The 23,603-nt window shown below is 62.4% G+C and carries 17 protein-coding genes and 1 pseudogene; 6 read left to right on the top strand and 12 right to left on the bottom strand.

Annotated elements, in window-relative coordinates; all coding sequences use genetic code 11:
• The first annotated feature begins 314 nt into the window (after positions 1 to 314).
• The 4 genes from CLU88_RS01600 to CLU88_RS23430 all read left to right on the top strand — a co-directional run bounded on the left by CLU88_RS01600 (position 315) and on the right by CLU88_RS23430 (position 5,517).
• Positions 315 to 1,559, top strand: a complete 1,245-nt coding sequence (locus CLU88_RS01600) for a CmpA/NrtA family ABC transporter substrate-binding protein (RefSeq protein ID WP_099655098.1) — start codon at positions 315 to 317, stop codon at positions 1,557 to 1,559.
• 62 nt (positions 1,560 to 1,621) lie between these two features.
• Complete coding sequence (ntrB, locus tag CLU88_RS01595; RefSeq protein ID WP_099655097.1) at positions 1,622 to 2,572, top strand: nitrate ABC transporter permease; 951 nt, start codon at positions 1,622 to 1,624, stop codon at positions 2,570 to 2,572.
• A gap of 94 nt (positions 2,573 to 2,666) precedes the next feature.
• Positions 2,667 to 3,482: an ABC transporter ATP-binding protein gene (locus CLU88_RS01590; RefSeq protein WP_099655096.1), complete on the top strand. Its 816-nt coding sequence runs from the start codon at positions 2,667 to 2,669 to the stop codon at positions 3,480 to 3,482.
• 94 nt (positions 3,483 to 3,576) lie between these two features.
• The gene (locus tag CLU88_RS23430; RefSeq protein WP_099655095.1) at positions 3,577 to 5,517 is read left to right on the top strand and encodes a methyl-accepting chemotaxis protein; all 1,941 of its coding nucleotides are present in this window, start codon (positions 3,577 to 3,579) and stop codon (positions 5,515 to 5,517) included.
• A gap of 45 nt (positions 5,518 to 5,562) precedes the next feature.
• On the opposite strand, the gene CLU88_RS01580 is transcribed toward CLU88_RS23430, so the two are convergent.
• The 5 genes from CLU88_RS01580 to CLU88_RS01560 all read right to left on the bottom strand — a co-directional run bounded on the left by CLU88_RS01580 (position 5,563) and on the right by CLU88_RS01560 (position 9,910).
• Entirely contained in the window at positions 5,563 to 6,003 is a 441-nt protein-coding gene (locus tag CLU88_RS01580; RefSeq protein ID WP_099655094.1) for a CBS domain-containing protein, read from the bottom strand.
• A 323-nt stretch (positions 6,004 to 6,326) separates the two neighbouring features.
• On the bottom strand, positions 6,327 to 7,346 hold the full coding sequence (locus CLU88_RS01575) for a TRAP transporter substrate-binding protein (protein WP_099658560.1): 1,020 nt from the start codon (positions 7,344 to 7,346) through the stop codon (positions 6,327 to 6,329).
• 205 nt (positions 7,347 to 7,551) lie between these two features.
• Positions 7,552 to 8,844, bottom strand: coding sequence for a TRAP transporter large permease (locus CLU88_RS01570; protein ID WP_099655093.1), 1,293 nt, complete (start codon positions 8,842 to 8,844; stop codon positions 7,552 to 7,554).
• Between the two features lie 8 nt (positions 8,845 to 8,852).
• Positions 8,853 to 9,392: a TRAP transporter small permease gene (locus tag CLU88_RS01565; protein WP_099658559.1), complete on the bottom strand. Its 540-nt coding sequence runs from the start codon at positions 9,390 to 9,392 to the stop codon at positions 8,853 to 8,855.
• Complete coding sequence (locus tag CLU88_RS01560) at positions 9,389 to 9,910, bottom strand: gluconokinase (RefSeq protein ID WP_233205342.1); 522 nt, start codon at positions 9,908 to 9,910, stop codon at positions 9,389 to 9,391. Before CLU88_RS01560 ends, CLU88_RS01565 begins: the two co-directional genes overlap by 4 nt.
• 168 nt (positions 9,911 to 10,078) lie before the next feature.
• Between CLU88_RS01560 and CLU88_RS01555 the strand changes: the two genes are divergently transcribed.
• Entirely contained in the window at positions 10,079 to 11,104 is a 1,026-nt protein-coding gene (locus CLU88_RS01555; protein ID WP_099655092.1) for a LacI family DNA-binding transcriptional regulator, read from the top strand.
• Positions 11,105 to 11,450: 346 nt separating this feature from the next.
• On the opposite strand, the gene CLU88_RS01550 is transcribed toward CLU88_RS01555, so the two are convergent.
• From CLU88_RS01550 to CLU88_RS01525, 6 genes and pseudogenes are all read right to left on the bottom strand, one after another.
• On the bottom strand, positions 11,451 to 12,386 hold the full coding sequence (locus CLU88_RS01550) for a hypothetical protein (protein WP_143225923.1): 936 nt from the start codon (positions 12,384 to 12,386) through the stop codon (positions 11,451 to 11,453).
• 317 nt (positions 12,387 to 12,703) lie between these two features.
• A complete protein-coding gene (locus tag CLU88_RS01545) occupies positions 12,704 to 15,274 on the bottom strand; it encodes a fibronectin type III domain-containing protein (protein ID WP_099655090.1) in 2,571 nt (856 codons plus the stop codon).
• Between the two features lie 315 nt (positions 15,275 to 15,589).
• The gene (locus tag CLU88_RS01540) at positions 15,590 to 16,504 is read right to left on the bottom strand and encodes a helix-turn-helix domain-containing protein (RefSeq protein WP_099655089.1); all 915 of its coding nucleotides are present in this window, start codon (positions 16,502 to 16,504) and stop codon (positions 15,590 to 15,592) included.
• A 108-nt stretch (positions 16,505 to 16,612) separates the two neighbouring features.
• A pseudogene (locus CLU88_RS23045) lies at positions 16,613 to 17,217 on the bottom strand (hypothetical protein).
• Between the two features lie 36 nt (positions 17,218 to 17,253).
• Entirely contained in the window at positions 17,254 to 17,646 is a 393-nt protein-coding gene (locus tag CLU88_RS01530; protein ID WP_143225922.1) for a hypothetical protein, read from the bottom strand.
• A gap of 73 nt (positions 17,647 to 17,719) precedes the next feature.
• The gene (locus CLU88_RS01525; RefSeq protein WP_099655087.1) at positions 17,720 to 19,369 is read right to left on the bottom strand and encodes a PAS domain-containing methyl-accepting chemotaxis protein; all 1,650 of its coding nucleotides are present in this window, start codon (positions 19,367 to 19,369) and stop codon (positions 17,720 to 17,722) included.
• A 514-nt stretch (positions 19,370 to 19,883) separates the two neighbouring features.
• Between CLU88_RS01525 and CLU88_RS01520 the strand changes: the two genes are divergently transcribed.
• Positions 19,884 to 21,098, top strand: coding sequence for a nitrate/nitrite transporter (locus CLU88_RS01520; RefSeq protein WP_099658557.1), 1,215 nt, complete (start codon positions 19,884 to 19,886; stop codon positions 21,096 to 21,098).
• A 285-nt stretch (positions 21,099 to 21,383) separates the two neighbouring features.
• Here the strand turns inward: CLU88_RS01520 and CLU88_RS01515 are convergent, their stop codons facing one another.
• Positions 21,384 to 23,249, bottom strand: coding sequence for a bifunctional protein-serine/threonine kinase/phosphatase (locus CLU88_RS01515; RefSeq protein WP_099655086.1), 1,866 nt, complete (start codon positions 23,247 to 23,249; stop codon positions 21,384 to 21,386).
• Positions 23,250 to 23,603 lie beyond the last annotated feature (354 nt).

The following is a 23,603-nucleotide window of genomic DNA, read 5'->3' as shown; positions in this document are numbered from 1 at the left end:
GTGCACAACAGGCATACCCCTTCAAGCCAAATCATGCTGCAGCGCTTTATCTACAAGCGCGAGAAGCTATCAAATAAATAGCAAACGCATTCTTTTCAAAGCTGGCACACCGCTTGCATTAGCTCCTGCATAGACCAATGAAGGTCTTGTACTGGCGGCAGGCACCCAACGGCGGGTGAATGCAGCCAAGGAGCCCCAGGCTCCACCCAGGACAAAGGCGTCCCCACCCTTGCAACGTGCTGCCCCGGCGGCCGTGCAAAGCGTGAGGACGCCTTTTTTGTTTTCTTCACCGACTTGCCCTTGAGGGATGTGCCATGACCGATTTGTTGAAAACCAGCCTCCACCGCCGCACCGTGCTGCAAGCGGCTACCGTGGGCGCCGTGGGTGTCAGCCCCGCACTGCGTGCGCTTGTCCACGCCCAGGGGTCGGATGCGCCTGAGAAGAAAGAGGTCAAGATCGGTTTTATCCCGCTGACCGACTGCGCCAGCGTGGTGATGGCCTCGGTGCTGGGCATCGACAAGAAGTACGGCGTCACCATCATCCCCACCAAGGAAGCCAGCTGGGCCGGTGTGCGCGACAAGCTGGTCAACGGTGAGCTGGACTTTGCCCACGTGCTGTATGGCCTGGTGTATGGCGTGCACCTGGGTGTGAGCGGCCCCAAGAAAGACATGGCCGTGCTGATGAACCTGAACCACAACGGCCAGGCCATCACGCTGTCTAAAAAGCTGGCGGACAAGGGCGCCGTGAACGGCGCCGGGCTGGCCAAGCTGATGGCCAGCGAAAAGCGCGAATACACCTTTGCCCAGACCTTCCCCACCGGCACGCACGCCATGTGGCTGTATTACTGGCTGGCCGCGCATGGCATTGACCCGATGAAGGACGCCAAGGTCATCACCGTGCCCCCACCGCAAATGGTGGCCAATATGCGCGTGGGCAACATGGACGGCTTTTGCGTGGGCGAGCCCTGGAACCAGCGCGCCATCATGGACGGCATCGGGGTCACGGCCAGCACCACACAAGCCATCTGGCAAGACCACCCCGAGAAGGTGCTGGGCACCACGGCAGAGTTTGCGCAGAAGTACCCCAACACCGCCCGCGCCGTGACAGCCGCCATCCTGGAAGCCAGCCGCTGGATCGACGAGGGCCTGGCCAACAAGAACAAGATGGCCGAAACCATTGCGGGCAAGGCCTATGTGAACACCAGTGTGGACGCGATCAACCAGCGCATCCTGGGCCGCTACCAGGACGGCATGGGCAAGAGCTGGGACGACCCGAACCACATGAAGTTCTATAATGACGGCGCAGTGAACTTCCCCTACCTGTCTGACGGCATGTGGTTCCTCACCCAGCACAAGCGCTGGGGCCTGCTCAAGGACCACCCCGACTACGCGGGCGTGGCCAAGGCCATCAACCGGATCGATCTGTACAAGCAGGCCGCCACTGCGTCCAAGACCCCCCTGCCCAAGAGCGACACGCGCAGCCACAAGCTGATCGACGGCGTGGTGTGGGACGGCAAGGACCCCAAGAAGTACGCCGACGGCTTCAAGATCAAGGCCTGAAGCCCCCCTTCATCGCAACACCCACGCCCCGCCCTCCCCCACGTTGAAACCAGGAGATCGCCATGGTCAGTGCTGTTTTTCACACCCCGCTGGACGCCGCGCCCCACGCGGACAAGCCCGCTACAAACTCCATAGCGCCTAGCGCTTTATCCATGAGCGCTACAGCCCCAAACACCTCTAAGCCCATGGCCTCGGCCCCCACCAAGGCCAATGGCCGCGACATGGCGGCGTGGTCACGCAACTTCTGGATGGCGGTGCTGCCACCCGCCTGCGGCGTTGCGCTGCTGTTGGCGGTCTGGTCGATGGTGTCCGTCTCCACGGGCAAGAGCATCCCCAGCCCGCTGGAGACCTGGGGCCAGGCGGTGGAGGTGTTCAGCAACCCCTTCTACCGCAATGGCCCCAACGACCAGGGCGTGGGCTGGAACGTGCTGATGAGCCTGCAGCGCGTGGCCGTGGGCTTTGGGCTGGCGGCGCTGGTGGGCATTCCGGCCGGGTTTGTCATCGGGCGCTTCAACTTCCTGTCGCGCATGTTCAACCCGCTCATCAGCCTGCTGCGCCCCGTGTCGCCCCTGGCTTGGCTGCCCATTGGCCTGCTGGTGTTCAAGGGCGCCAACCCGGCCGCCATCTGGACCATCTTCATCTGCTCCATCTGGCCCATGGTCATCAACACTGCGGTGGGCGTGCAGCGCGTGCCGCAGGACTACATGAACGTGGCACGTGTGCTGCAACTGTCGGAGTGGAAGATCGCCACCAAGATCCTGTTCCCTGCCGTGCTGCCCTACATGCTGACCGGCATCCGCCTGGCCGTGGGCACCGCATGGCTGGTGATCGTGGCGGCCGAGATGCTCACGGGCGGCGTAGGCATCGGCTTTTGGGTGTGGGACGAGTGGAACAACCTGAACGTCAAGAACATCATCATCGCCATCTTCGTGATCGGCATCGTCGGGCTGGTGCTGGAGTACGCACTCATCAAGCTGGCCACCGCATTCACGTTTGAAGAGGTCAAAACTTGACCCACCCCTGAGAGCCGCGCCATCGGCGCATCACCCCCCCGTGGCCCGGCAAAGCCGGCTCCACGGTGGTCCTCGGAAAAACCAGGAGCTCCTCATGCATACCTCTCTCACCACCAAGTTCATCGAAATCCAAGGCGTGGAGCAAACGTTCAAAACCGCCAAGGGGCTTTTCCCGGCGCTGAAGGGCATCGACCTGACTATTGCGAAAGGCGAGTTCGTGGCGCTCATCGGGCACTCGGGCTGCGGCAAGTCCACACTGCTGAACCTGATTGCAGGCCTCACCACCCCCACCAACGGGGTGCTGATCTGCGCCAACAAAGAGATCAAGGGCCCCGGCCCTGAGCGCGCGGTGGTGTTCCAGAACCATTCGCTGCTGCCCTGGCTCACCTGCTTTGACAACATCTACCTGGCCGTGGAACGCGTTTTTGGTGCCAAGGAAAACAAGGCCCAGCTCCAGGCCCGCACCGACGCCGCGCTGGCCCTGGTGGGCCTGACGCACGCGGGCCAAAAGCGCCCCGGCGAAATATCGGGCGGCATGAAGCAGCGCGTGGGCATTGCCCGGGCGCTCTCCATGGAGCCCCAGGTGCTGTTGATGGACGAGCCCTTTGGCGCGCTGGACGCCCTGACCCGCGCCAAGCTGCAAGACGAGTTGCTGGAGATTGTGGCGCGCACCCAAAGCACCGTGGTCATGGTGACGCACGACGTAGACGAGGCTGTGCTGCTGTCCGACAAGATCGTGATGATGACCAATGGCCCCGCCGCCACCATTGGCGAGGTGCTGCACGTGGACTTGCCCCGCCCGCGCAAGCGCGTGGAGCTGGCCGAAGACCCGCACTACGTGCAGTACCGCAAGGCGGTGATCGACTTTTTGTACACACGTCAAACCCACGTGGAAAAAACCGCTGCCTGAGCGTGCACCTCGCCCCATCCCCCTGGGGCGCGCCTAAACTGAATTGCGGACTCTGCAACGTGAGGGTCGCCAAATCAACACGGGAACCACGAGGATGAATGCACTGATTGCACGCTTGAAACTCTGGCAAAAATTTGCACTGGTCTGCGCAGCCTGCATGCTGCTGGCCGTTACCGCATCGGCTTTGGTGCTGCAAGCTCGCTATGAAACCCTGCGCACGGCAAAGACAGAGCAATCGGGCCTCAAACCCGCCGAGCAGGTGCTGCGCCTCATTCAACTGAGCCAGCAACACCGGGGCCTCTCGAACGGAGCCCTGTCAGGCAATGCGAGCTTCATCGCACAGCGTGAGAAAAAACAGGCCGAGGTGCAAACCGCCCTGGCCCAAGCCCAGCAGTCTGTAAGCGCCCTGGCCGCCAGCACGCAAGACCGCAAGTTGCAACCCCTCGCCCAGCAAGTGGCAACGGATTGGGCCGCGCTGGCAACGCTGGTCGTTGCGCCAGGCACCAAGGCGGCCGATAGCTTCCGCGCCCACACCGCACTGATCAGCCTGCAGCTGGACTGGCTGTACCAGGTGCTGGATACCTCCACGCTGACGCTGGACCCCGAGGCTGCCAGCTATTACCTGATGTCGGGCGCTTTGGAGCAACTGCCCGGCCTGACCGAATCGCTGGGCCAGGCCCGTGCGCTGGGCGCCGCCGCCCTCACGCGCCACGAGCTGAGCCCCGCCGACCGCGCTGCCATCCTGACGGTGGTGACCACCGCCCGCTTGCGGACTGACAAGGCCCAGGCCATGCTCAGCCGCGCTGGCGAGGCCGATGCACTGGTGCAGCGCGCACTGGCCACCGCGCAAAAACAGGCCGCAGAAAGCGCCAGCCGGGCGCTGCAGACCATGCAAGAGCAACTGCTCACGCCCACCGAGTTGAGCCATTCGCCCCAGGCCTACTTCGCCAGCCTGACCGAGGCCATCGACACCCAGTTCGCCCTCATCGCCAAAGGCTACGAAACCCTGGACACCATGCTGGAAGAGCGCGTGGCGCAGGCACAGCGCTTCATGTGGTGGTTCAGCGCCGCACTGCTGGCCGCCCTGGTGGTGACCCTGTGGGTGAGCCTGGCCACGGTGCGCCAGGCGCAAGCCGCCGTGCAGCAAACCCTGGGCGCAGCCCGGGCCCTGGCCGTGGGCGACCTGGGCCAGCCGCTGCACCTGAACACCCACGACGAGTTTGGTGACATCGCCCGCGCCCTGAACCAATCCACCCGCGCCCTGGCGGACACAGTGCAAGGCATTCAGCAGTCCATCGCCACGGTGCACACGGCATCGGTCGAGATTGCCGCAGGCACGCAAGACCTGAGCGCACGCACCGAGCAGCAGGCCAGCGCGCTGGAGCAAACCGCCGCCTCGATGGAAACCCTGAACCAGACGGTGAGCGCCAACAGCCAAAGCGCCAGCCAGGCCCATGCCCTGGCCCGCCAGGCCAGCGAAGAGGCCGAGCACGGGGGCACGCAGGTGCAAAAGGTGGTGGCGTTCATGCAGGGCATCCACGAAAGCTCACGCAAGATCGCAGACATCACCGGGGTGATCGACTCCATTGCGTTCCAGACCAACATCCTGGCGCTGAATGCGGCGGTGGAAGCCGCCCGCGCAGGCGAGCAAGGGCGTGGGTTTGCGGTGGTGGCCAGCGAGGTGCGCAGCCTGGCCCAGCGCTCAGCCCAGGCCGCCCATGAGATCAAGGCACTGATCACCGATTCGGTGCAGCGCATGGACGAGGGCTCTCGCCAGGCCGACAGCGCGGGCCAGGCCATGCAAGGCATCGTGCAGGCGATTGCCCGGGTCAGCGGCATCATGGCCGAGATCAGCAGCGCCAGCACCGAGCAGGCGTCGGGCATCTCGCAGGTGCTGGAGGCGGTGGAGCACATGGACCGCATGACCCAGCAAAACGCGGCCCTGGTGGAGGAAACCGCCGCGGCATCACAAGGGCTGCGCTCGCAGGCCGATCAGGTCAGCAGCGCGATGGCGCATTTCCGCTTGCAGCCTTGACGCCGCAGCGGGCGGCCCCCGTGCGCTGCGCGCCGGGGGCTGGCATCAACGGTGGCCGGTGATGTACTGCTCCAGCTGCTCGATGATGAATTTCTGCTCGGAGATGATGTCCTTGACCAGATCACCGATGGAGATCATGCCCACGAGCTGGTCGGCCTCCACCACCGGCAGGTGGCGCAGGCGGTTGTTGCTCATGATCTGCATGCACTGCTCGCTGGTCTGGTGCGGTCGCACAAACAGCACGTCGGGCGTCATCACATCGCGCACCTGAGTGGCGGCGGACGTGCGGCCCAGCAGCGCGATCTTGCGGGCGTAGTCACGCTCGGTGAAGATGCCCACGATGCGGTCATCGTCCTGTGTCACCAGCAGGGCTCCAATGCCCTTTTCGGCCATCAGGCGCAAGGCGTCCAGCACCGAATCAGCGGGGCGTACGGTGTACACGGTGGTGTCGGGTTTGGATTTCAGGATTTCGGCAACAACGGTCATGGCAACCTCCCGGTAGAGCGCAAAGCACGATGGATGAACCGACCTGTTCTGACCCCTTCAGGGCTCTACCCCCAAAAGCATTGAACAGGCTTCAGAACATTTCAGCCCATCTGTGCTCTGAATGCAACCGTAGATGCCTTATGAGACGTCTGGTTACCAGGCCAGGCACAGAGTGCGTGGGTGCAGGCCTGCACACGGCATCCGCCGGCGGGCCTTGAAAAGCACAAAAGCCAGCGGCCCAAGGGCTGCTGGCTTTTGCGTGGAGGGTTTGGGCTACGCCGTCAGGGTGGAAGCCCACCCAGCCCCTACTCCCTGCCCTGCGCTTACTTGGCGGCGCGTGCTTGCGCCACAGCGCCCTGCACTTCCTTCCACAGGCCTTCGCCCACGTTGGCAGCAATGCTGGCGTTCACAGCACCCAGTTTTTCGCGCATGCGGTTGGCTTCTGCTGCGGGCAGGTCGTTGACCTGCATGCCCTTGCCCTTCAAGTCCGCCAGCGCCTTGTCGGCTTCGGCACGGGTGTCCTGGCGTTCAAAGTCGCGGCTCTTCTTGGCAGCGTCCAGCAGCACCTTTTGCTCGGACTTCGACAGACCATCCCAATACTTCTTGCTCACCAGCACGATCCAGGGGCTGTAGACGTGGTTGGTGACGGTGAGGTACTTCTGCACCTCATAGAACTTGCTCGACAAGATGGTGTTGAAGGGGTTCTCCTGGCCATCCACGGTGTTGGTTTCCAGCGCGGTGAACAGTTCAGAGAACGGCAGCGGCACAGCATTGGCGCCCAGGGTCTTGAAGCTGTCGAGGAAGACGTTGTTCTGCATCACACGCAGCTTGATGCCGTTCATGTCCTCCAGCTTGGCCACGGGACGCTTGCTGTTGGTGAGGTTGCGAAAGCCGTTCTCCCAATACACCAGACCCACCAGGCCTTTTTCCTGCAGCTTGTCCATCACCTTCTGGCCCACCGGGCCGTCCAGCACCACATCGGCTTCCTTGGTGTTGTTGAACAGGAAGGGGGTGTCCCAGATGGCCATTTCTTTGGTGATGCCCACCAGCGTGGCGGTCGAGCCCACCATCATCTCTTGCGCGCCGCCAATCAGCGCCTGCTGCATTTGCAAATCAGAGCCCAGCGCGGCCGCGCCAATGGCACGCACCCGCATCTTGCCGCCCGAGGCCTTTTCGACCTCTTCGGCAAACAGCTTGGTGGCGCGGCCCTGGTTGGAGACTTCGTTGAGCCCGTAACCAAAGCGGATGATGCGCGGCTTGAAGTCTTGCGCAGCGGCCTGGAACGAGCAGGCCAGCGCAGCCACCGACAAGGCGGCCAAAAGGGTGCGACGGAAGGTTTTCATGGTTGTCTCCATTGTGGTGAGGGGTGAGGAACAGAGGAAAGGAATCAAAGGACATAGACGACCGATACCGACGCGGTCTAGGCCAGTGCCCCCGCGCAAGGGCCTACGCCGGCCGCACCGCCCCGCCGCGCTGGGGGCGTCCTCCTCCCGCATTGCGCAGCAATGCGAGAGAGGGGTGAAGGCGCGAAGCGACTCAGGGGGTGCTTCATCTCAGCCAGACGACGGGGGCGGTCACGATTTGCGGAAATACGACCAGCAGGGCGAGGATGAGCACGTAGGTCAGCAAGAAGGGGTTCACCCCCTTGATGACGCTGTGCATGGAAATGCGCCCCACCCCCGCCACCACGTTGAGCACGGTGCCCACGGGCGGCGTGATCAGGCCAATGGCGCCGTTGAGCACAAACATCAGGCCGAAATACACCGGGTCTATCCCCGCCTTCACGGCAATCGGCAGCATCACCGGGGCAAAGATCAGGATGGTGGGCGTGAGGTCCAGTGCGGTGCCAATCAGCACCAGCACGATCATCATCACGGCCATCAACAGGCGCGGGCTTTCCACCAGCGGTCCAAGCCAGCTGGTGAGCACATTGGGCAGGTCGGCCAGCGTGATCATGTAGCTGGCCACTTGGGCGCCAGCGCACAGGAACATGACGACGGAGGTGGTTTTGGCCGCGCGCACCAGCACGCCATAAATCTCGGGCACGCGCATTTCGCGGTGGATGAACAGCGCCACCACCAGCGCATAGAACGCGGCCACCACGGCGGCCTCAGTGGGCGTGAAAACGCCCGACTTCATGCCCCCGATGATGATGAGCGGCATGAGCATGGCCCAGAAAGCGCGGGCCGTGGCGCGCAGGCGGTCTTTTACCGGCAGTGGCTCGCCCTTGGGCAGGTCCAGGTCGCGCAGCACCCAGCGCCAGGCAAAGATAAGGCCCACGCCCATCATCAACCCTGGCACGATGCCCGACACGAACAGCGCCGAGATCGAGGTGTTGGTCGTCACACCATAAATCACAAACGGCATGGACGGCGGGATAATGGGCGCGATGATGCCGCCCGAGGCAATCAACCCGGCCGAGGTGTTCATGGGGTAGCCCTGCTGGCGCATCATGGGCAGCAAGATGGTGGCCAATGCGGCTGTATCGGCCAGGGCCGAACCGCTCATGCTGGCCATAAGCACTGCAGCGCCGATGGCCACGTAGCCCAGGCCGCCGCGGATGTGCCCCACCCAGGCCTGGGCCATGTCGATGATGCGGCGGCTGATGCCGCCTGTGTTCATCAACTCGCCCGCCAGAATGAAGAACGGCACCGCCAGCAGCGGAAAGCTGTCCACCCCCGCCACCAGGTTTTGCGCCAGCAGTTGGGTGTCCCAAAAATCCAGCACCCATGCCATGCCAGCGCCCGTGAGCACCAGCGCCAGCCCCATGTTCATGCCCGTACCCATCAGCACCAGCATGCCCACCGAAAAGACCACAAAGGCCATTGCTTCAGGCGTCATTCCAAACATCACTCCACCTCCGCACCGTGGCCCAGGTCCAGCGGCTTGCGCAGCACCAGTTCCACCAAAGCCATCACGCCAATCGCCAGCGCACACAACAAGGCAGGCAACGGCAGCAGGGCCGAGGAGTACCCCAGCACCACCGAATGGCTGCCCATGCCCACCACCACTTGCTGCCAGGCACCCCAGCCCAACATCACACAAGCCGCAATCACCAGCAGCCGAATCACGGCCGTGAGCAGTCCAAACGCCAGCGGCTTGTGGGCCAGCAGACCGGCCAGGCTGGTAAAGGCCATGTGCTCACCGGCGGGGTAAGCCGCCGCAGCACCGATGAACACCATCCAGACAAACAGCAGGCGCGACAGCTCTTCGCTGGCGGGAATGCCACTGCCAAAGCCGTAGCGCAGCACCACGTTAGAGAAAACAGCCACGGCCATGGTGCCCAGGCACAAGGCCATCAGCACGCTGGCGACGCGGGTGAAACGGCTGTTGGCCGCGCGGCCCTCACCCTGTGGAGTGGTGGGGGTGGAAGGAGATGCGGCGCTCATGCGGCCTCCAGGGTGGTGAGCCATGCGCAGGCCTGCTGCTCCAGGATGGACAAAGGCAAGGCGGCGTCCAGCGTCAGCACGCCAGGCTCGCCCGTGGGGGATTCGAGCGTGGCGAACTGGCTGTCCACCAGCGCTGCCGAGAAAAAATGGGTTTGTGCGCGGGCTTTGACGCGGGCTTCCGACTCAGCCCGGTCGATCTGCAAGAAAGCAAAGCGCAGCGAGGGGCAAGCGGCACGCAGCCGGTCGCGGTAGGCTTTTTTGAGCGCTGAGCAGGTCAACACAGCCCCTTGAGGGCGGGCCTGCAGCAACTGGCCCAATTCCATCAGCCAGCCCTCGCGGTCGGCATCGGTCAAAGGCACGCCCTGGCTCATCTTGGTGCGGCTGGCGGCGCTGTGGTGGTCATCCCCCTCAATCAGCGGCAACTGCAGCGCTGCTGCCAGGGACTGACCCAGGCTGGACTTGCCGCAACCCGCCACCCCCATGACCACCAAAAACACCGAAGAACTGTTCACAGACATATTGGTAGCGCTATCCAATCAAATTCTAAAAAAGCACACCGCCTACTGGTGTGCTGTGAAACTGAAACCCTGCCGAAATTGCCACAAAATAGGGAATTCCGCCTTGTTCCAGAGCAAGGACAGCGCTATCCTAAATCCACATCCTCAAACCCCAACGAGGGAAAACCCTTGACCAAACCCGACAGCAAACGCCGCTCCAGTGGCCGCATCACCCTGAGCGACGTGGCCAAAGCCGCTGGAGTGAGCCCCATCACCGCATCGCGCGCTTTGCGGGGCGAACGCGGCGTCGCGCAAGACTTGGTCGACCGCGTGAAGGTCGCCGTGCAGCAACTGGGCTATGTGCCTGACCCCGCAGCGCGCGCCCTGGCATCGCAGCGCAGCGTGCAGGTGCCCGTGCTGGTGCCGCTGCTGTCCAACGCTTTGTTTGTGGATGTGCTGGATGCCGTGCACCGCGTGCTCTTTCCCTTGGGCTACCAGGCCTTGATTGGCGTGACCCACTACGATCCGCTGGAAGAAGAGCAACTGCTGCGCACCTACCTGGCCCACCGCCCGGCAGGCCTGCTGGTGACAGGCTTTGATCGCACCGAAAACGCCCGCCAGATGATTGCCGCCAGTGGGGTGCCCTGCGTGCACCTGATGGAGGTGACGGCTGCCCCAGGCGTGTACTGCACCGGCTTTTCGCAGCAAGACGCGGGCTATGCCATGGCTGAGCACCTGCTGCAGCGCGGCTACCGCCACATCGCCTTTGCGGCCGCCCAACTGGACCCCCGCACACTGCAACGCGCCGAGGGCTACCGGCGGTGCCTGCGCCATGCGGGCCTGTACGACGCAAAGCTGGAAGTGCTCAGCCCCGAGCCCTCCTCCATCCGCCTGGGGGCCACCTTGCTTGAAGACATCGTGCGCACCCGCCCGCAGGTGGACGCCATTTTCTTTTGCAACGACGACCTGGCCCAAGGCGGCCTGCTGGCCGCCCAGCGCCTGGGCATCGCCGTGCCGGGCACCGTGGCCATTTCAGGCTTCAACGACCTGGCAGGCAGTGACCAGATGCTGCCGCCCCTGACCACGGTGCGCACCCCCCGCGCCGCCATGGGCGAGGCCGGGGCACGCATGCTGCTGGCCCTGATGCAAGGGCAATTGCCTGAGAGCAATTCGGTGAACCTGGGGTTTGAGTTGACAGTGCGCGCAAGCACTTGAGGCATCCCTGCATACCGACACCGCGCCCAAAGCAGGTCCGCAAGCGGGTCTGCAATTTGCCAAAGGCAGCCACCGGACGTGTCTGCGCTCGGCCACCCAGCGACTGAATCATCCGTGAACTGGGCCGCTGCTTTTGGGGGGCGCCGCATGGTGCATAGGCGTCCAGCGGCAATGCGAAGGTCCCCAGGGCTGCAAGTCCACGGTACTGCACTCAACATGACCCACTGCCAGGGGGTTGCTGGTGGCGCGGATGGTCACGGGCAAACCGCTGGCAAAGCCACTGCGTACAACAGTCAGGCTTGCCTCCAACAGCAGCAGAAGCAGCCGCCAAGTGATGTCTGTCGTTTCAGAACTCTTTGGCTGAAAACCATGGTGCGCCTTTGATGCGCGCGGGGTCAACGTAAAAAGTCTTGATGGGCACGAGCTCCGCGCGGCCTTTGAGGTCGGGGTTGGTATTTTCGCCTTCTTGACCGCCCGTTGGCGTTTTGCCTGCCGCCAGCGCGAATATCGGGCGGATGCAGCCTTCGCGTGCTTCTTCAGCCCGTTCACTTGAGATCGGTCTGCGCTTGGCAAGGGGCTGAGCGCTGAGGTGCAGCGTGTCGCCCAGCATCCGTGCTGGCTGGCTCAGGTCAATGAGGTTTTGCTCGGCGTTGAAGCCCACCAGCACTTTGCCCGGGCCCCGCAGCTCGTACTGCACAACCTTGTGGCGCTTTGGGCCATTGCGGGCAGCTGAGCCGTAGGGTGCATCAGGATCGTTCTCGGCGCTGCCGATATAGAAGTAGCGCGCCTGAGCGGCAGGTACGGGCGGGAGTGTGTACCGCTCGGCCCAGCTGTTGTGCGTGGGTGCAAACAGTGGTCGGAACTCGGTGGGCTCAGCGTTGGTTGCTGAATAGGCAAACACCGGCTTCACAGCGTTCGACATCGAATAACCATCGATTTCGAACGTATTGTTGACTCCTCCTTGGCTGGGAGTGGCAAACGCGGGGAACTGCAGTTTTGGCACTTTCACTTCATCGAACTGGATGCCCTTGCCATCGGGGGCGAGCTTCCAGTGCCCGGCCAGCAACAAGTCGACTGAGCCGCCCACGAAGGCGAAGCAGAAGGTGCGATCGTCCAGCACAGCCATCTGGGCTATTGTTTCACGGCCTGACTGCACATATTCCCCCACGAGGCTGCGTTCGGCGGGCACAAGTGGCGTGGCCGCTTCGATTGATGGGGTCACGGTGGCGGTGACGAAGAACACCAGGGTCAGCGCGCTGGTGAAGGCGGTGGTGCGTTGCATGAAGCGGTAAGTGGTGGGCATTGGGGAGCGTTGTTCGGTGGACATTCAAGGACTGTGGTGCCTTGCGGCAGTGACCACTGCAGACGTAGCAGAGCCTACGAGCAGGCTGCCTCTTGGACTGCTGCTTGTCGCAACTGTTCTCGGAGTACCCGGTACAGTGGTGTCCGTCGCGTCAGGAACTATTGCTACTGGGCTGTTGCGCAAGGATTTGGAGGCATCGCAACGGTAGCCGTGGGCGCTTGAGCGACCGCAGTAGAAGGATCGCCACCACCGCCACAAGCGGTAACCAGAAGGCCGATGCCCAAGGCCATCGCTCATCATGGCGCGCACGCCAATGCGCCCATCGCGCGGCCGTCAGATGCGGCGCCACAGGCTGCCGAAGTGGCCTTGGGGCGATAGTCTTTCAGGCCCACATTGGTGAGCAGCGCAGTGGTCTTCTTGGAGTGCGCGTCCTTGCCGTAGGTGGCACGCCATGCAGCCCAGTCTAGATTGGTGGCATACCAGCCATAGCCAAAAACGTAGGCATATGACGAGTCAATAAGGTTGTAGTCAAAGCGGCCTTCCGGGCCCAGCGTCTTGTTTTGCGACGACAGATCCAGGGTGTTGTCAGGGAACTTGCAGTTGATGGATGCGTAGGCAAAGAAATTGTCAGGGACGAGAATGTTGTCCCGAACGATGAAATTCTTGCTATTCGGATCGCCCACCACGCATCCGAAGTCAATGCTTCCCAACAGGGTGTTGTGGCGTATGTCGATGTCGCGTATGTAGCCGGGCTGCTGCCCAATCGAGACGCCGCCGATCAGCACATTCCAGGACACTTCTATGCGGTCCTGCGTGAATTGGCTGGCCAAATGGATAGCGCCTGAAGCGCAGTCGTGGAAGTAGTTGCCCCGGAAGGTGTTGCGCTGGCCGTTGTCCTTGTCCTTGAAGCAGGGGCCGTCAATCGCCCAGACCTCGTTGTTTTCCACCAATGCACTGCGCACGTTGTACATGACGGACGCGCCACCGTGGTAGTTAGCCGTTGTATCGCCGTGAAGGCCCGATCCGCGGTCAAACAGGTCGTGGAAGATGTTGTCCTGGATGATGATGCGGTCGTAGTACTGATTGTCCGCAAAGAAAATGAAGGATGGATTCTCGGATTGGCTCGGGTCGTACAGGTGGTGCATGTGGTTGCGCCGAAAGACAAGGTCGCTCTGGTTGCCATCCACATGGAAGCCATGGTGGCTGAAGTTGAAAATCTCCAGACCCTCCACCCAGGTGCGCGAGGAACGCGGGTTGATGTTGGTGAAGTTCAAGTCGATGGCGGGCATGGCATCGCCGGGGTAGCCCACAAGGCGCGTGATCTTGTCGAGCACAAAGTCAAAGCCGCCGGTATAGCTGCCACCGCGCACATACAAGGTGTCGCCAGTCGCACCTTTTGTGAGGGCGCTGGCAATGGTCTTCCAGGGGGAGGCCAGTGTTCCTGTGCCGGTGCTGTCATTGCCGGTGGGCGATACAAAGTAGAAGCCGTTGCTGGTGACTTGCACACTGAGCGTTTGGTCGACAGCCGATCCCAGCGAATCGGTGGCACGTAGCTTGATGGAAACAGGGCTTGCCGCACTGGCGGGGGCTGTCCACGACAGCTCACCCGTGCCTGCTGCAATAGTCACACCTGGCGGTGCCGTAACGACGGAATAGATGTATGGCGCCTGCCCGCCTATGACCCCGACACGGTAGCGATAGGGGACGCCAGGATAGGCGGTAGCCGGTGCCCAACTGATGATCTCCACCGGACCAATTACCGACACAGGATAGCCCCCGATCGGAGCTGCAGCCGAGGTTGTGCTGACGTTGAGCGCAGCACTTGCCGCAGACGCATTGGCCGCCGCATCGATCGCTTGCACCGCAATCGCATAACTGGTGGAGGCGGTCAGACCGGTCAAGGTGTAGTTGGTGGCACTGGTTGAGCCAACCAGCGTACCGCCTCGGTATACCTTGTAAGCCACGACACCTACGTTGTCTGTACTGGCCGTCCAGTTGACCGTCAGGCTGGTGCTGGCGACATTGCTTGCCGTCAAACCAGTCGGTACGCTCGGGGCGGAGGTGTCAGGAGCAGGGGTTACGGGTGTCGGGGTTACAGGAGGAACAGGCTGTACAGGCGGCACGGGGGTTACCGGTGCTGCTTCCGTGCTGACCACGACGGTGGTGCTGGCGCCAGAAACATTGCCTGCAGCATCAAAGGCCTTGATGGTCAAGGAGTACGTCGTGTTGGCCGTCAAGCCAGTCAATAGAAGAAATGTCTGGGCTGTGCTGCCGATCAAGGTGGTGCCATTGCGGTACACCTCGTAGCGGACGACGCCTGTGTTGTCGGTGCTGGCCCCCCAACTGAGGGTCAGGCTTGTCGCGGTGACTTGGCTTGCGCCGGGCGCAGTGGGCGCAGTGGGCGGGGTGGTATCGGCCGGGCTGGCGATGGCCAGTGTGCCCACATTCAGATTCGCACCAAACGCGGAGAAATTGCCGGCGGCATCCACCGCGCGCACCGCATAGGTATACGTGGTGCCGGGTGCCAGCCCCTTGTCCTGAAAGATAGTCTGTTCACCTGGGGTGGCTTGAAGACGCTTGCCGTTGCGCCAAATTTCGTAGCCGATAACTCCGACGTTGTCGGTGCTGGGCAGCCAGCCTATGGATACGGTGTCGCTGGTGCTGCTGCTTGCAGTGAAAGCTCCTGGAGCGCTTGGTGCCGTGGTGTCCGCCGCAACCGGGCCGCTGGCCCCTACGGTAGGGTTGGGGGCAGGTGTGGGCGCAGGAGCGCCGACAGCAGAAGGGCCGCCGTCTCCGCCGCAGCCTGCTATCAGAACACTGATGCCGAAAACGACGGTCCATGCCAGTTTTATGAAAGCGCGCTGCATTGATACCCTTGTTGAGTGTGATTTTTCTTAAGCATGAAGGCGGGGATTGCGGGCGTGCACGCCCGCAATGGATAGGCGGCGCCAATAGATCTCGCGCCGACCGTGAGACGTGCTTGCCAACTTTTGGCCGTGCGCGAGGGATAAAGGGGGGGCATGACCGAGGTTTTGTTCGATGGAAAAACAAAAGCCTCGGATGTTAGGGAGCTGCGCAGATGCGGTCTTGAATCAAAACGACATTTGCGATGCACTTTCGGAGATCGGATGCGGCAAGCATTGCGGGCACATCTGCGTGCCTGCGGGCTGGATGCAGGGCTGTCAACGCACCTTCAGCGCCTGCCTCAAGCGGTAGGGCCAGTAGGACTCCTGGGTCTCAATGGCACGCTGCAATTCAGTAGGACTCAAGCCGGAGAAACGTTTCACCTCTCTGGAAAAGTGCGCTTGGTCAGAGAACCCCATCGTGTGGGCCACATCCACCAAAGACGGAGCACCAAACGCGTTGGAAGCGTGCCCTCGCGTCAACGTGGACTCCATGCGCACCAGTCCGCGCAGCGCGCGCATGGGCAAGCCTAATTGTTCTTTTGTCAGCCGTTCTCGTTGGCGCGTGCTGTGCCCAGGTATTGATGCAGACGTACGCGACGCTGTAGCGTCAAACCAGTCGTTGAACAGCATCAATCCATCCGACAGCGTTGTCGCAGGCTGCTGAACGCGTCTTTGCGTCCAGCGAGGCATTAAAAAAGCTTCGATAATTTGAATGCGCGCCAGGTCATCACTCGCCTTCAAAACTGCAATGGCCATCTTCTGCCATTCTTTGTCGAGTACGGATTGCAAGCTCTTTGCCTGGTCTACCAAACTGGCTACGTTCAGATGGGTCAGTGCATGAAATGCATCAGGGAATATCGTCAGTGAAAATCCCGCGGCGGGGCCGCGGTCCTGCCAAACGCTGGGTTCTGCGCGAGGGCCACGCAAGACAACGCGCCTGGACGACGAGGGGAGTTCATCACCATCGATATGCACTGACGATCTTCCGCCGTGAATCAACCAAATCAGACTGACCAGCGGAGACACCGGCAAATGACTCAAGCTTTGTTTGGGGCTCAGTTGGGCGCCCAAGGTGTCGCGAGCCACATAGGCACACACGCAATCTGCCAGCGAGAGCGAAGGCAGGTATAGCGATGTGCGCGTGCCGGGGTGGATTGCCCCGTCATCCACATCAAGATGGTTTACAGCCATGCGTTGCTTTCCTCCCTGGATCGATCAATGTTCCTGCGGCCTATGCCTTGACAGGAATATTAGCGGCTGTGGTCGATGCAGGCGTGCAGGTGACGGTGTTCAATTCAATCAGATCGTTAGGCAGCGTCTAGCTGTCCAGGCCCACGTCGGTGAACGGCAATAGCAGATGACGCTGCAAGCCAAGGAAAGCTGGGCGACGCGAACATCCATGGTCACTCGAAGCGAATGCGTAGCTTCGCCTAAGGCTGCGGGCCAGAAATGAATGTGCTCGACGACCCAGCGATGGAGCCCAAGCCGATCATTGCGCTCGATGCCTTTGCGGGCGATGCGGTCTTAGATACGGCGGCTTTTGAGGTGAGTGCGGCACCGCTGGCAAGGCTTCAATCAGCTCATGGAAGACCACCGAATCGTGAAGGTTGGTTTCGGTGGCGCAAGACAGCAATAGGGTTCCTTGGCGGTCCGTGATGGGATGGCGCTTGCTCCCAAGTTTTCCTCTGTCCGTGAGATTGAGGCCCGTGTAAGGCCTCGGGGTCTGGCCACGCATGGCCCCATGCACGACGACGATGCTATCGAGCAGCCGGCTCGTCACTCAGGCTGGGCCGACCGCCTCTGGCTGAAGGCGTGAATACTGGCAGCAGCGGTTCGATCTTCTTGAACAGCGCAGCGCTGATTGCTTTGTTCTTTGTTTCGAACCATGCGTCTTCAGCGCCCACCAGGCATTGAACTATGACAGGGTCTTGTTAACCACTCTAAGTCGGCGGGGCAGCCCCACGCTCCTGCAACAGCGACCGAAGCGTGCTGATCGCCGCGAGCTGCACAGGCAACACCGCGAACACCAGAACGGGAGACAAAAACGCATCCCAAAACAGCGCAGTGACAGCGGCCAGGCCCCAAACAAAGCCGACGAGCAACAGAGCCGCCACGCACTGCGCCAGTGGTGGTCCCTTTCGAATCAAGAGCAAACCGGCCCCCAGGACGGCGACCAGGCTCCACCCGATGAAGGGGTTGCTGGTCAAACGATAAGGCATGGTTTTGGGCTTCCAGTCAACCACGAGCCCCCCACTGTGCAGCAAGAGAATGGCGGCCAGCATGACGACCACTGCCAACAAAACGGCAGAACCTAGGTGATTGAGTTGCTTCATGATTCGCATGCGGGCATTGTGTGCTGAACCCTGCGCAAAGGCCGCGAGCACAGACAAGGGCGGCCCCCAGGCCTTACGCCGCAGCCAACGCCCTCTGGCCTGAATCTGCCTTCATGGACTTGCGCAGCGCCACAGCATCCACGCTGTGTGCGCTGGACGATGCATCGATGCGGAACACCTGCACCGTCTCTGAGACAGACTTGGCTTGGGTGCTCAATTGCATGGCAGATGCGGCATTTTCTTCAACCAGTGCTGCGTTTTGCTGGGTGATGGTGTCCAACTGCGCCACGGCAGAGTTCACTTGCGAGATGCCACTGAGCTGCTCGCTGGAAGCTCCGTGGATTTCGCCCATCAGTGCATTCACCCGGCGCACAAGGTCCAGTGACTCAGACATGGTTTTTTGCGCCATGTCCGTCTTCACGTTGCCTTCTTGCACCTTGTTAGCCGAGTCGTCAATCAATTGCCGAATCTCTTTGGCCGCTGACAGGGTGCGGTGCGACAGGCTGCGCACCTCCGAAGCCACCACAGCAAAGCCTCTGCCCTGCTCGCCCGCACGGGCGGCCTCCACCGCAGCGTTCAGCGCAAGGATGTTGGTCTGGAAGGCAATGCTGTCGATCAACTGCGTGATCTCGCTGATACGCCCGGAAGCGAATTGGATCTGCTTCATCGTAGCTGCCACGCTGTTGACGACTTCGCTGCTGTGCTCAGCCACCGAAGTGGCTTGGGTGGCCAACTCGGTACCACGGCGGGCAGACTCGGCCGTTTGCCGCACGGTGCCGGTGATTTCTTCCATCGAAGCCGCCGTCTGCTCCAGGTTGCTCGCCTGGGATTCGGTGCGCGCTGACAGGTCCTGGTTGCCTTGCGCGATTTCCTGGGTGGACAATTGCATGCGCTCGGCCTCCTGGCGTGCATCGCGCACGATGGAGAGCAGGTTCACATTCAGTTGGGACAAGGCTTTTTGCAGGTGACCGGCCGTGTCATCGCGCGACGCTTGAATCTTCTGGGTCAGGTCCCCCGCCGCCATGCGGTTGGCCCACAGCAGCATCTGGTTCAGGGGGGCAATCGTCACGTTGTGCATGTAGGCGGCCGCTCCCACGGCCAGGGCCAGAACACCCAGCCAGGCCAAGCCAGACACCAGCGACAGGCTGTGCCCCCCTGCCGATGCAGCCAGCCAGGCGGCAAGCACCACAGCGCCCATGCACACCAGCATCTTGCCCAGCGCGCCCATGCGCAGCAGCTCGGTGGTGCGCCCCCAAAGGTTGTCTTTGATCAGGCGCCCGGCACGCAGCTTGTGCACCAATGCCCCGGCCTCTTTCTCGGCTCGCATGGTCTTGTACAGCTGCTCGGCCTGCTGGATCTGCTCGCGGGTGGCTTCGGTGCGCACCGACATGTAGCCCACGGGCTGGTCCCCCTGCATGAGGGGCGTGACATTGGCCATCACCCAGTAGTAGGTGCCGTTTTTGCGGCGGTTCTTCACGGCGGCGGACCAGGGGATGCCCTTGGCGATGGTGTCCCACATGTCGCGAAAGGCCTCTTCCGGCATTTCAGGGTGGCGGATCATGTTGTGGGGCTGGCCCAGCAACTCTTGCTTCTCGTAGCCACTGACCTCCACAAACATGGGGTTGCAGTAGAGGATGCGCCCTTTCAGATCGGTCGTCGAGACCAATGTTTCGCCTTTGGGAAAGGGGTACTCCTGAGAGACAACGGGCAGGTTCATTCGCATAGATAACTCCTGAAAAGCCACTTCACGCTGACATGCCAGTGAACTCTTTGCTCAAGGGGCTGCTACCGCCCCGAGCCAAGAGCACTGCCGCACAACCAGAATAAATGAAAAGAATTGTTTCTTACATAACTATTTGGACATGCCAAAGCATAAAAAACACACTTCGCGCCATACCCAAAATCACCTATATCAAATTAAATATTTAAATCAATCAAAATTCGTCATACGACCTGAAATTACACCAAACTGGTGCAAACCACCAATAAAAAGTGGCCATCACGCTTCAATTTTTGGCATGCGGCTTGCTTGTGGTGTTTTGCAGCCAACGAAGGCTGCAGGTTGACCCGGTGCAAAGGCGGATTGGGTGAACAAGACGCAGGCGTCTTCGCGGTGCAAGGGCTGGAAGTGGATAGCCCAGAGACCGCGCAGGCGCCTTTTTTGTTTTTGACACGGGCAACACATGGGCTGCGCAGGCAGGCCACCAGCCCGTGGCACCTTTGCACAGGCGCGCTCCATGCTCCAGTTCCGCGAATTCCTCAAGTCGGGCCACGCCCCCACGCTGTGGTCCTCGTTTCTTTACTTCGGCTTTTCGTGCGCCGTGTGGGTCATCAACGGGGCCATGGCTCCGTTCATCCGGGAGGACTTCCAGCTCACCCCCACCCAAATGGGGTTGATGCTGTCGCTGCCTATCTTTGCAGGCGCGCTGATGCGGTTCCCGCTGGGCATCCTCGCGCAGTACATCGGCCGCAAGCGCGCCACGCTGGTCGAGATGGCGGGCATTGCCGTGGCCATGGCTTTTGGCTACTTCTTTGTGCACACCTACAACGACCTGCTGGCCATGGGCGTTCTGCTGGGGGTGGCGGGGGCCAGTTTTGGGGTGGCGCTGTCGCTGGGTTCGGGCTCGTTTCCACCGCGCTACAAGGGCCTGGCCATGGGCATTGTGGGTGCAGGCAATGTGGGCACGGCCGTGGCGGCGCTGCTGGCGCCCGCCCTCGCCCAAAAGTTTGGCTGGCAAACGGTGTACGGTTTTGCGGCGATCAGCGTGGCGATTCCGGCCATCGTGATGGCGGTGTACGCCCAGGAGCCCCCAGACCTGGACGCCCACGCCAGCCTGCGCGAGCACGTGGCCTGCCTGTTTGAAAAAGACGGCTGGGCTTTCAGCCTGATTTATGCCGTGACGTTTGGGGGCTTCATTGGACTCACCACCTTCTTGCCCAGCTACTTCAATGGGCAGTTTGGCGTCAGCAAAGTGCAGGCCGGGCAGCTGACCATGTTGGCCGCCTTTTTGGGCGCAGCGCTGCGGGTGTTTGGCGGCTGGCTGTCAGACCACTGGGGTGGCGTGAACACCCTCACGGGCGTGCTGTGCATCACCGCTGTCAGTCTGGTGCTGTGCGGGTTTGCGCAGGAGTCTTTGCCCGTCACGGTGCTGCTGTTTCTGGTGTGCTTTGCCGCGCTGGGCGCAGGCAATGGGGCCCTGTTCCAACTGGTGCCTTTGCGCTGGCCTTTGTCCACGGCGGTGGCGGGCTCCATGATTGGCGAAATCGGGGCACTGGGCGGCGGCCTGATCCCGAACGCCATGGGCTTTTCCAAGCAATACAGCGGCAGCTACCTGTGGGGCTTTGTGTCCATCGCGGTGTGCGCTGCGGCCATGCTGGTGCTGCTGCGGGTGATGCAGATCCGCTGGACCAGAACGTGGGCAGAGAAAGGTGGACGTGCGCGCAGCGCGTGAATTGCGTGAAGCACGTAAGCGCGATAGCGCTTGCGCCCTTTCGTTATTGGTCCGGCACGAACCTACTTGAACCGTTCACGCTGAGCTTGTCGAAGCGCCGCGCAAGGTTTCGACAAGCTCAACCCGAACGGATATCTCAAGCGCAAAGAGGCCTGCTGAATAAAAGGGCGGCCGTGCGCGCAGCGCATGGCGGGTTTCACCAAAAGCCGGCCATACACATTGCATGAAATATGCTGCTAGCGCTTTATTTATAAGCGCTAGCAGCTATATTTTCAATAGCACCCCTCAGCGCGGCAAAAACAGAAGCCAGTAAACCAACAACAAATTCACCAGCACGCTCACCGCCAACGCAATCTTCCACACTGCGGTCGCATCGCGTTGCAATAGGGATTGCGCACCGCCCACGGGCAGGGGCCGTGAGGCGCCGCGCTCCAGAGCCAGCAGCATTTCCTCGGCGGTTTCAAAGCGTTGGGTGCGCTGACGGGCCACGGCCTTGAGGGCGATGTGGTCGAGCCAGATGGGCACCTGCGGGTTGTGGCGGCTGGGGGCCTGCGGGTCGCGGTGGTAACGGCCCAGTTGGTGGGCCACCACCTCGCCGTAGGGCAGGCGGCCATGGCTGAGCAATTGGTACAGCGTCACCCCCAGCGCAAACAAATCACTGCCTGCATCGGGCAGTTGGCCCTGTGTGTCGCTGCTGCGCTCGTAGCCCGCCCACTGCTCGGGGTTCATGTAGCTGGGCGTGCCCGCATGCAGGCGGCGTGTGGCCTCGGGCTCACGGCCGCTCAGGGCCACGCCCAGGTCCAGCACGCGCAGCACACCGTCGTCGCCCAGATGCAGGTTGTCGGGTTTGATGTCGCGGTGCACCACGCCCTGGCGGTGCAGCCAGCCCAGCAACTGGGCCGCCTGTGTGACGGCGCCGACCGCCTGCGCCACGCTCAGCGGCTGGCCGTGGGCCCGGTGGCGCAACCAGTCGCCCAGCGTGCGGCCCGCGTGCCATTCGTACAGCAGGTAAAAGCCGCTGGCATCGCGCGCCGCAGCGCCGGGTGCCGGGCGCAAGGGCCAGTCCACCAATCGGGCCAGGTGCGCACCGGCCGCGCCCGTTTGCATGCGCCGGACCACCCAGGCCTCGTGGGCCAGCGTGGCGCGCTCTTGCGCATCATGGGCGCGCTGGGGCAACAGGGTCTTGAGGGCGTACAGGCGCCCTGCCCCACCCCTTTGCGCAGAGGCCTCTACCTGCTCTACCTGCTCTACCTGCTCTACCTGCTCTACCTGCTCTACCTGCTCTACCTGCTCTACCTGCTCTACCTGCTCTACCTGGTACACGCGGTGCACGCCGTTGTCGGCCACCACGGCACGCACGGTCAGGCCATCCACCGTGTCGCCCACCTTCAAAAGCGGCAGCACCGGCAGGGCCAGGGCGCGGCGCGATTCGTCTTGCAGCGTGCTCTCCAGCACGCCCTTGACCTGAATCACCATGGCAGTGAGGTTGTCGGTGCTGCCGCTGCGCAGCGCCGCATCCACCAGCTGCTCGCTCAACACCTGGGCAGGCTGGGCGGCCTGCAGCAGGGCCTGCAACTGGCGCTCGGGCACAAAACCATGCACCCCGTCTGACAGCAGCGCAAACAGGTCGCCGCTTTGCACCTCGCCCTGGCTGTAGTCCACCACCACATGGTCGTCCAGCCCCATGGCGCGCGTGAGCTGGTGCGCCATGTCGCGCTGGGCGATGACGTGGTCGGCCGTCAGCCGCTGCAGGCGCCCGTCGCGCAGCAAATACGCCCGCGTGTCACCCACATGCGCCAGGGTGTAGGACTGGCCCCGCAGCACCAGCGCGGTGATCGTGGTGAGGCCCACTGCGGGCTGGCGGCGCCGGTTCATCGCGGCCAGCCAGCTGTTGTGGGCGGCCAGAATGCGGTCCAGCGCCACGGTGGTGTCCCAGGTGGGGGGCGTGGCGAAGTAGTCCGTCACCAGCGCATTGACGCTGGTCTGCGCGGCCTCACGCCCGTGGCCGCCGGTACTCACGCCATCGGCAATGGCAGCAATGGCGCCGCGCGCACGCTCATGCCCACGGCCCTCGACCAGGGCGGCAAAGTCTTCATTGATGTCCTTGCGCCCCTGCAGGGACACCTGGCCAAAGTCCAGTTCAAAGCTCATGCACCACGGGCACGCAGGTTTCGTGCCCAACGTGGTGCACGCGGCGGCGAACAAGGCGGCAAGCCGGGAGCCGCCTCGAGCGCGCCCCGGCTGGGTGCGGCCCGCCAACCGGATCGCACCCGCCAGCCCGCAGCGCCTGCACCAGGCATGCCCCACAGCGGTGCACACAAGCTGGCACACGCATTGCTTAACACCAGCAACGGCCCAAGCGGGTCGCGCAATTCACCGGTGCAACGGCGCACAGAAGGGTTGCACGGACGAAGGCGTCCCCACATGCGGTTTCGAGGTCCGAAGCAGCATCGTGTGGACGCCTTTTTTGCTTTTCGATTCGCCCCTGGCGATGGAACCGACGGA

It is taken from the genome of Acidovorax sp. 56, from assembly GCF_002749705.1.
GTDB lineage: Bacteria > Pseudomonadota > Gammaproteobacteria > Burkholderiales > Burkholderiaceae_C > Acidovorax.
This window is presented reverse-complemented; position numbering and strand designations above follow the sequence as displayed.

Coding starts and splice junctions, on each gene's coding strand:
- CLU88_RS01545 (WP_099655090.1), bottom strand. CDS start 15,274: ATGCAGCGCGCTTTCATAAAACTGGCATGGACCGTCGTTTTCGGCATC.
- CLU88_RS01520 (WP_099658557.1), top strand. CDS start 19,884: ATGCTCCAGTTCCGCGAATTCCTCAAGTCGGGCCACGCCCCCACGCTG.
- CLU88_RS01590 (WP_099655096.1), top strand. CDS start 2,667: ATGCATACCTCTCTCACCACCAAGTTCATCGAAATCCAAGGCGTGGAG.
- CLU88_RS23430 (WP_099655095.1), top strand. CDS start 3,577: ATGAATGCACTGATTGCACGCTTGAAACTCTGGCAAAAATTTGCACTG.
- CLU88_RS01575 (WP_099658560.1), bottom strand. CDS start 7,346: ATGAAAACCTTCCGTCGCACCCTTTTGGCCGCCTTGTCGGTGGCTGCG.
- CLU88_RS01540 (WP_099655089.1), bottom strand. CDS start 16,504: ATGGCTGTAAACCATCTTGATGTGGATGACGGGGCAATCCACCCCGGC.
- CLU88_RS01525 (WP_099655087.1), bottom strand. CDS start 19,369: ATGCGAATGAACCTGCCCGTTGTCTCTCAGGAGTACCCCTTTCCCAAA.
- CLU88_RS01530 (WP_143225922.1), bottom strand. CDS start 17,646: ATGAAGCAACTCAATCACCTAGGTTCTGCCGTTTTGTTGGCAGTGGTC.
- CLU88_RS01600 (WP_099655098.1), top strand. CDS start 315: ATGACCGATTTGTTGAAAACCAGCCTCCACCGCCGCACCGTGCTGCAA.
- CLU88_RS01550 (WP_143225923.1), bottom strand. CDS start 12,386: ATGCAACGCACCACCGCCTTCACCAGCGCGCTGACCCTGGTGTTCTTC.
- CLU88_RS01565 (WP_099658559.1), bottom strand. CDS start 9,392: ATGAGCGCCGCATCTCCTTCCACCCCCACCACTCCACAGGGTGAGGGC.
- CLU88_RS01515 (WP_099655086.1), bottom strand. CDS start 23,249: ATGAGCTTTGAACTGGACTTTGGCCAGGTGTCCCTGCAGGGGCGCAAG.
- CLU88_RS01560 (WP_233205342.1), bottom strand. CDS start 9,910: ATGTCTGTGAACAGTTCTTCGGTGTTTTTGGTGGTCATGGGGGTGGCG.
- ntrB (WP_099655097.1), top strand. CDS start 1,622: ATGGTCAGTGCTGTTTTTCACACCCCGCTGGACGCCGCGCCCCACGCG.
- CLU88_RS01570 (WP_099655093.1), bottom strand. CDS start 8,844: ATGACGCCTGAAGCAATGGCCTTTGTGGTCTTTTCGGTGGGCATGCTG.
- CLU88_RS01580 (WP_099655094.1), bottom strand. CDS start 6,003: ATGACCGTTGTTGCCGAAATCCTGAAATCCAAACCCGACACCACCGTG.